Annotated in this window: 9 protein-coding genes; 6 read left to right on the top strand and 3 right to left on the bottom strand. The window is 58.5% G+C overall.

Annotation, left to right across the window (positions count from 1 at the left end):
• Positions 1 to 74: 74 nt before the first annotated feature.
• Positions 75 to 404: a DUF6388 family protein gene (locus DCO47_RS24945; protein ID WP_042609232.1), complete on the bottom strand. Its 330-nt coding sequence runs from the start codon at positions 402 to 404 to the stop codon at positions 75 to 77.
• A 132-nt stretch (positions 405 to 536) separates the two neighbouring features.
• Here DCO47_RS24945 and DCO47_RS24940 point away from each other — a divergent pair, with 132 nt between their 5' ends.
• On the top strand, positions 537 to 887 hold the full coding sequence (locus DCO47_RS24940; RefSeq protein WP_042609233.1) for a hypothetical protein: 351 nt from the start codon (positions 537 to 539) through the stop codon (positions 885 to 887).
• Between the two features lie 103 nt (positions 888 to 990).
• Here the strand turns inward: DCO47_RS24940 and DCO47_RS24935 are convergent, their stop codons facing one another.
• Positions 991 to 1,416, bottom strand: a complete 426-nt coding sequence (locus tag DCO47_RS24935) for an N-acetyltransferase (protein WP_083352455.1) — start codon at positions 1,414 to 1,416, stop codon at positions 991 to 993.
• A gap of 151 nt (positions 1,417 to 1,567) precedes the next feature.
• On the opposite strand from DCO47_RS24935, the gene DCO47_RS24930 reads away from it, so the two are divergent.
• From DCO47_RS24930 to DCO47_RS24920, 3 genes are all read left to right on the top strand, one after another.
• A complete protein-coding gene (locus DCO47_RS24930; protein ID WP_083352456.1) occupies positions 1,568 to 2,005 on the top strand; it encodes a hemerythrin domain-containing protein in 438 nt (145 codons plus the stop codon).
• Positions 2,006 to 2,226: 221 nt separating this feature from the next.
• Complete coding sequence (locus DCO47_RS24925; RefSeq protein ID WP_116659144.1) at positions 2,227 to 2,862, top strand: lytic polysaccharide monooxygenase auxiliary activity family 9 protein; 636 nt, start codon at positions 2,227 to 2,229, stop codon at positions 2,860 to 2,862.
• 99 nt (positions 2,863 to 2,961) lie between these two features.
• Entirely contained in the window at positions 2,962 to 3,549 is a 588-nt protein-coding gene (locus DCO47_RS24920) for an NUDIX domain-containing protein (RefSeq protein WP_116659143.1), read from the top strand.
• Positions 3,550 to 3,624: 75 nt separating this feature from the next.
• Here DCO47_RS24920 and DCO47_RS24915 read toward each other — a convergent pair whose 3' ends face one another.
• Positions 3,625 to 4,140, bottom strand: coding sequence for a methylated-DNA--[protein]-cysteine S-methyltransferase (locus tag DCO47_RS24915; RefSeq protein WP_116659142.1), 516 nt, complete (start codon positions 4,138 to 4,140; stop codon positions 3,625 to 3,627).
• 150 nt (positions 4,141 to 4,290) lie between these two features.
• On the opposite strand from DCO47_RS24915, the gene ggt reads away from it, so the two are divergent.
• Complete coding sequence (ggt, locus tag DCO47_RS24910) at positions 4,291 to 6,018, top strand: gamma-glutamyltransferase (RefSeq protein WP_116659141.1); 1,728 nt, start codon at positions 4,291 to 4,293, stop codon at positions 6,016 to 6,018.
• A gap of 65 nt (positions 6,019 to 6,083) precedes the next feature.
• Positions 6,084 to 6,617, top strand: coding sequence for a cysteine hydrolase family protein (locus DCO47_RS24905; protein WP_116659140.1), 534 nt, complete (start codon positions 6,084 to 6,086; stop codon positions 6,615 to 6,617).
• Positions 6,618 to 6,692 lie beyond the last annotated feature (75 nt).

Raw genomic sequence — 6,692 nt, 5'->3', positions numbered from 1 at the left:
CGATAGCGGTGTGTCATCCACAAAACGTTCGCTGACACACCGCTATCGCGAGCAGGCTCACTCCTACAGGAAAGCTACGGGGTAATGCCGTAAAGATCGCAATACTCGATCCAGTCCAACCCCGCCATTTCCGCCACCTCGCGATGCACCTCGAGCCGTTGTGCCTGATAGTCCTCCGGGGAAGCAGCGGTCAACTGCAACGTCAGTTCCCAGGCGAACAACCCCTGTCTTTCCGCCTCTTCTTCAAACGCCTCATGCAGGCGTTCTTCGCGATACTGCGCCTGGGTTTCGCCCTTCGCCTGAGCCAGCAGCGGGTTGAGATGGTCGAGGGTTTCACGCAGTTCGGGTCGTGCTTCGAGAAACAATTTCAGAGCGTGTTCATGTCGCTGGTCGCTAGGCGCCATGTAATTTCCTTGTGTGGCTGAAGACGTAGGGTGGCGCAGTTGCTCGCGCATGTCGCGCCTAAAAACAGTAAAGCAGAACGATTTGCCGCCTTGCAGTGCTACAGTCCGCTTTTTTCTCGATGAGCGAATGCAATGCGAATGCTGATGGTAGCGCTGGCGGCGGCCCTGTTGGCCGGGTGCGCCGGCTCGGTGATGAACGACGCTCGTACCAAGAGCCCTGACAAGGTCCTGACCTCGGACAAGCCGGAGAAAGACGTCGCCCAGTGCGTGCAATTCGCCTGGCAGGACGAAGCGGTATTCGGCGTCGACGCGGCGGCCTATCTGGAACCGCGCAAGTCCGGCGGCACGACGGTCTACACCCGCTCGGCGGAGTCGTTCGTCGATGTGATCACCGAAGCCTCCGGTACGACCCTCAACTACTACGCGCAGCAGGATGATTTTGTCGCGATGCGGCGGATGGCGGCGATGGCGACCTGCCTCTGATTGGGTGTCGAGGCGACTGGCGCTTTCGCGAGCAGGCTCGCTCCCACAAGTTGAAATGCATTCCAATGTGGGAGCGAGCGTGCTCGCGAAGACGACGGCGCAATCAGTCAATCAGGCGCTTCTGAAAGAAATGCCGCTTGTGTCCCGGTGGATAGTCAACGATCTCACCGAACTGGCTGAAGCCCAGTTTCTGGTAAAACTCCGGCGCCTGAAAGTCGAAGGTGTCGAGCCAGATTCCGTAGCAATTCTGCTCTTCGGCCAATGCTTGCGCCTGAGCCATCAATTGGGAGCCAATCCCCTGTCCTCGCCCTTGTTCCGGTACTGACAGGAGATCGATGAACATCCAGCGCAAAGTCACTCGTCCGTATAAGCCGCCCAGTATCGCGCCATGCTCATCTTTGACCATCAAGGCGAACGGCTCTGTTTTCGATATGCCGGTTTTCGCGTCGTTGTATTCAATCAGCGGTTGAAGAATGGCCTGGCGCTGTTCCTCGGTAGGATTCTGCGTCAACTCGATACGCAAATTCATGCATGACTTCCTTGTGTAATGGAGCGTCCAGCCTACCGCGTCCGTGCAGGCGCCTCCAAGCCCTTCGATCAAACCAGCGGAACCGTCAAACGAGCGCTGCGGTCTAGGCTTCATCGCGCCTTTCCCTGAGCGCGATTGATGAGGAAATCCCGTGAATATTTTTGAAGCCCTGCGCGAAAGCCACGAGCGCCAGCGCGCTTACGCCAAGGCGCTGATCGCGACAAGCGGCGACAGCCCTGAGCGGGTCGAGGCCTACAAACAGCTCAAAGCAGAACTGCAAGCCCATGAAACCGCCGAAGAGCGGCACTTCTACATCCCGCTGATGGCAATCGACGAAGGCGTTGATCTGAGCCGCCACGCCATCTCCGAGCACCATGAAATGGACGAGATGATGGAAGAACTCGACGAGACCGAGATGTCCAGCCCAGCGTGGCTGGCCACGGCGAAGAAGCTTTCCGACAAGGTCCATCACCACCTTGAGGAAGAAGAGCACAAATTCTTCCAGATGGCCGGCAAGCTGCTCGACGATAAACAGAAAACGCAACTCGCCGGACAGTACGAAAAGGAGTACCAGGCGCAACTGTCTTGAATCGCCCAAGGGCGATTTCGTCAACTCAGCGTGTAGGCGTTCAGCCACACGTTGAGTGCGATGCGTCGTCGATCACTGGTTATCAATCCAGTGTTTGCGGATTTTTTGGGTTTTGCATGATCACGCTGCGACAAAAGCGCCAATGGACAAAAAAACCGTCTCCGTTAGCTTGAAGGCCTCTCCTCGGGAAGGAGAGTTCTCAAATCAACGGAGTGAAAAAAATGAATCAGGCAATTCCACAAACCGAACTGAAGCACGGTCGCGTCATCTCACCCGCCAGTCGCGGTGCTGTCGCCATTGACCTTGGCTTGCTCGGCGGCTGGCAGGTCAATGAAATGGAAGGCGGCAAGAACTTCCCGGCGATTGAGGCCGGACCGTTTCCTTCGCCTTTCGAAACCGACTCTGCCAGCGTCGCGCCGCCAGCCGACGGCTACATTCTCAGCGGCGGCAAGACCGATGCCCGCGATTGTGTGAACTACACCAGTGACGAAATGAGCAAGAAGCTCGGTCGTTCCTTCAACTGGCCGCTGCTCAATGTCGATCCGGGCCAGATCCTCAAGGTCAGTTGGACCTACACCGCGCCGCACACCACCCGTGGTTATCGCTGGTTGATCACCCGGGAAGGCTGGGATCCTCAGCAACGGATCACGCGTGCACAACTGGAAGCACAGCCTTTCTTCGAAGACTTCTACCCGCAGGTGCCTTATTACAGTCATGCCGGTGAGTTGAAGGCGAAGGTCGATCATGAAGTGAAGCTGCCGGCGCACAAGAGGGGCCATCACGTCATTGTGCTGATGTGGATCGTCGCCAACACCGGCAACGCCTTCTATCAGGCCTTCGACGTCGACTTCCAGTAACAGCGGACGCTGAGCGAGCCCGGTAGCGCTGCCGGGCTTTTGTTGTCGGCGCATTTGTCCGACCATGGCAGTTCACACATGAAGACAGGATCAGACGCGATGTCCAACACAGCCGAACGGGTCAACATCGTCGACACTCAAGTGTTGTCCCACGACTGGTATCTGCTGAAGAAAATCACCTTCGATTACCACCGCAACAACGGTGAGTGGCAACGTCAGACTCGCGAGGTTTACGACCGGGGCAACGGCGCGGCGATTCTGCTGTTCAACCGCGAAAAGCGCACGGTGGTATTGACCCGCCAGTTCCGCTTGCCGGTGTTCGTCAATGGCCATGACGGTTTGCTGATCGAGGTGGCGGCGGGTTTGCTCGAAGGTGCCGCGCCCGAGCAACGCATTCGTGACGAAGCCGAGGAGGAAACCGGATACCGAGTGCATGAAGTGAAGAAGGTGTTCGAGGCGTATATGAGCCCCGGCTCGGTGACCGAGAAGCTGCACTTCTTTATCGCCGAATACGACGCGGCGTCCAAAGTCAGCGACGGTGGCGGCCTGGAAGAAGAAACCGAAGAACTGGAAGTGCTCGAGTGGGGGTTCGATGAGGCGCTGGCGGCATTCCAGCGCGGCGACATCTGCGATGCCAAGACCATCATGTTGTTGCAGTACGCAGCGATGAACAACTTGTTCGCTTGATGAACATCGCAGCCTTCAACGCATTTTGATGTAGGAGCCGCCGAAGGTTGCGATCTTCTGATCTTTCTTGAATGGCTAAAACAGATCGCCGGTTTTACCGATCTGCGCCCACTGGCCACCCTCAAGCGTCAGCAAGCGCTCTTTAGCGTCAAGCCCACCGGCGAAGCCAGTCAGTTTCCCCGAAGCGCCGATCACCCGATGACACGGCGCAACAATGGAAATCGGATTGCGCCCGTTGGCGGCGCCGACCGCTCGAACCGCTGCCGGATGGCCAATCTGCGCAGCAATCTGGCTGTAGGTGCGCGTCTCGCCGAAGGGAATGGTCAGCAGTGCCGCCCAGACTTTTTTCTGGAATTCACTGCCGACAAATTCCAGCTCCAGATCGAAGCGATTTCGTGTGCCGGCAAAGTATTCATCGAGTTGCCGAGCGGTCAGCATGAGGATCGGATTGTCCGGCTCTTCACTCATCGGCCCAAGCCGCACCCGGTTCGGTTTGTCGTTTTCCCAGAGGATGGCCGCGAGTCGACTGCCGTTCGCGACCAGCTTCAATGCGCCGACCGGCGAGGGCAGGGTGATGAACGTATAAGGCATGACGGCGACTCCGGAGCGGGGGCGATAACGCGGTCAGCATACTGGCTGAACGGGGAGGCGCAATACGCAAAGCCGACCATACTGCTTGTTGCTCCTGAAGCGTTGCCCTGCGTCTCGCGCAGTCCCCAAAAACAAAAAAGAGATCGACTCATGAAGTACGAACCTTTGGCCAGATCGCTCATTGCGACTTCCCTGGCGCTCAGCTGTCTCATGGCTAACGCGGCATCGGTGGCGCCGGTTGCGGCGGAAAACGGCATGGTCGTCACCGCGCAACATCTGGCGACCCACGTTGGCGTCGATGTGTTGAAAAACGGCGGCAATGCCGTGGATGCGGCCGTGGCCGTGGGCTATGCACTGGCGGTGGTCTACCCGGCTGCGGGCAACCTTGGCGGTGGCGGGTTCATGACCATTCAACTGGCGGACGGGCGCAAGACCTTTCTCGATTTCCGTGAGAAAGCTCCGCTGGCAGCGACAGCGAACATGTATCTGGACAAGGAAGGTAACGTCATTCCGGACCTGAGTACTCGCGGTCACTTGGCGGTGGGCGTACCGGGCACGGTGTCGGGCATGGAGCTGGCCCTGAGCAAATACGGGACCAAACAGCGCAAGGAGATGATCGCCCCGGCGATCAAGCTGGCCGAAGACGGTTTTGAACTGCAGCAGGGCGATGTCGAACTGCTCGAATACGCGACGGATGTGTTCAAGAAGGACATGCGCGATTCCGGCTCGATTTTCCTCAGCAACGGCGAGCCGATGCAGGTCGGGCAGAAGCTGGTGCAAAAGGATCTGGCGAAAACCCTGCGGACGATTTCCGACAAGGGCGCCGACGGCTTCTACAAAGGCTGGGTCGCCGATGCCATCGTCACCTCCAGCCAGGCCAACACGGGCATCATCACCCAGGCTGATCTGGACAAGTACAAGACTCGCGAACTGGCCCCGGTGGAGTGTGATTATCGCGGTTACCACGTGGTCTCGGCGCCGCCGCCAAGCTCCGGCGGGGTGGTGATCTGCCAGATCATGAACATCCTCGAAGGCTATCCGATGAAGGATCTGGGTTTCCATTCGGCTCAGGGCATGCACTACCAGATCGAAGCCATGCGCCACGCGTACGTCGATCGCAACAGCTACCTCGGCGATCCGGATTTCGTGAAGAATCCGATCGAGCACCTGCTGGACAAGAACTATGCGACCAAACTGCGCAACGCCATCCAGCCGCAAAAGGCCGGCGTATCGGCTGAACTCAAGCCCGGTGTAGCGCCCCATGAAGGCAGCAATACCACGCACTATTCGATCGTCGACAAGTGGGGCAATGCTGTCTCGGTCACTTACACCCTCAATGACTGGTTCGGTGCGGGCGTGATGGCGAGCAAGACCGGGGTGATCCTCAACGACGAAATGGACGACTTCACCTCCAAGGTCGGCGTGCCGAACATGTACGGGCTGGTCCAGGGCGAAGCCAATGCCATTGCCCCGGGCAAGGCACCCCTGTCGTCGATGAGTCCGACCATCGTCACCAAGGACGGCAAAGTGGTCATGGTGGTTGGCACGCCGGGCGGCAGCCGGATCATTACTGCGACCTTGCTGACCATGCTCAACGTCATCGACTACGGCATGGGCCTGCAGGAAGCAGTCGACGCGCCGCGCTTCCATCAGCAGTGGATGCCGGAAGAAACCAACCTCGAAGACTTCGCAGCCAGCCCGGATACGCGAAAGATCCTTGAAAGCTGGGGCCACAAGTTTGCCGGCCCGCAGGATCCCAACCATATCGCCGCGATTCTGGTTGGCGCGCCGTCGCTGGATGGCAAACCGGTTGGCAAGAACCGCTTCTACGGCGCCAACGATCCACGGCGCAATACCGGCTTGTCATTGGGTTACTGAGCGGAGTAAAAAGGGGCGGGCTCAAGTCCGCCCCATCTTCAAGGACTGATCAAGGAAGGCTCGACATGACCACCGCATTACTGATCATCGACGTCCAGCAGGCGCTGTGTGCTGGTGAGTATCAGTGTTTTGAGATCGACCGCGTGATCGCCACGATCAATGATCTGAGCCAGCGCGCCCGGGACGCCGGCGTTCCGGTAGTGCTGATTCAACACGAGGAGAAGGACAGCCCGTTGGCTTACCAAGCCGAAGGTTGGCAACTGGCCGAAGGGCTGGAGACATCACCGCAAGACCTGCGTGTACGCAAAACCACCGGGGATTCTTTCTATCAGACCGACCTCGGCAAGCTGCTGCCCAGCGAAGATTTCGAGCGGCTGATCCTCTGCGGCCTGCAAACCGACTACTGCGTCAACGCCACGGTGCGCAGTGCGCATACGCTGGGCTACGACATCGTGGTTGCGGGAGACGCGCATTCGACAGTCGACAACGGCACCATGAGCGCCGACGACATCATTGCCCAACACAACAAGGACTTCGCCCAGCTCACCAGCTCCGTAGCGCGAATCGACGTCAAACCCGCAGCCGACATCACCTTCTGATACACACGCCCCCTGTAGGAGTGAGCCTGCTCGCGATAGCGGTGTATCAGTCGCAACAGCAGTGACTGACAAAGC

It is taken from the genome of Pseudomonas sp. NDM, from assembly GCF_003105095.1.
In the GTDB taxonomy this organism is placed as follows: domain Bacteria; phylum Pseudomonadota; class Gammaproteobacteria; order Pseudomonadales; family Pseudomonadaceae; genus Aquipseudomonas; species Aquipseudomonas moraviensis_A.
The sequence above is the reverse complement of the archived record's forward strand: the minus strand, read 5'-3'. Positions and strand labels throughout refer to the sequence as shown.

Coding starts and splice junctions, on each gene's coding strand:
- DCO47_RS24945 (WP_042609232.1), bottom strand. CDS start 404: ATGGCGCCTAGCGACCAGCGACATGAACACGCTCTGAAATTGTTTCTC.
- DCO47_RS24940 (WP_042609233.1), top strand. CDS start 537: ATGCGAATGCTGATGGTAGCGCTGGCGGCGGCCCTGTTGGCCGGGTGC.
- DCO47_RS24935 (WP_083352455.1), bottom strand. CDS start 1,416: ATGAATTTGCGTATCGAGTTGACGCAGAATCCTACCGAGGAACAGCGC.
- DCO47_RS24925 (WP_116659144.1), top strand. CDS start 2,227: ATGAATCAGGCAATTCCACAAACCGAACTGAAGCACGGTCGCGTCATC.
- DCO47_RS24920 (WP_116659143.1), top strand. CDS start 2,962: ATGTCCAACACAGCCGAACGGGTCAACATCGTCGACACTCAAGTGTTG.
- DCO47_RS24915 (WP_116659142.1), bottom strand. CDS start 4,140: ATGCCTTATACGTTCATCACCCTGCCCTCGCCGGTCGGCGCATTGAAG.
- ggt (WP_116659141.1), top strand. CDS start 4,291: ATGAAGTACGAACCTTTGGCCAGATCGCTCATTGCGACTTCCCTGGCG.
- DCO47_RS24905 (WP_116659140.1), top strand. CDS start 6,084: ATGACCACCGCATTACTGATCATCGACGTCCAGCAGGCGCTGTGTGCT.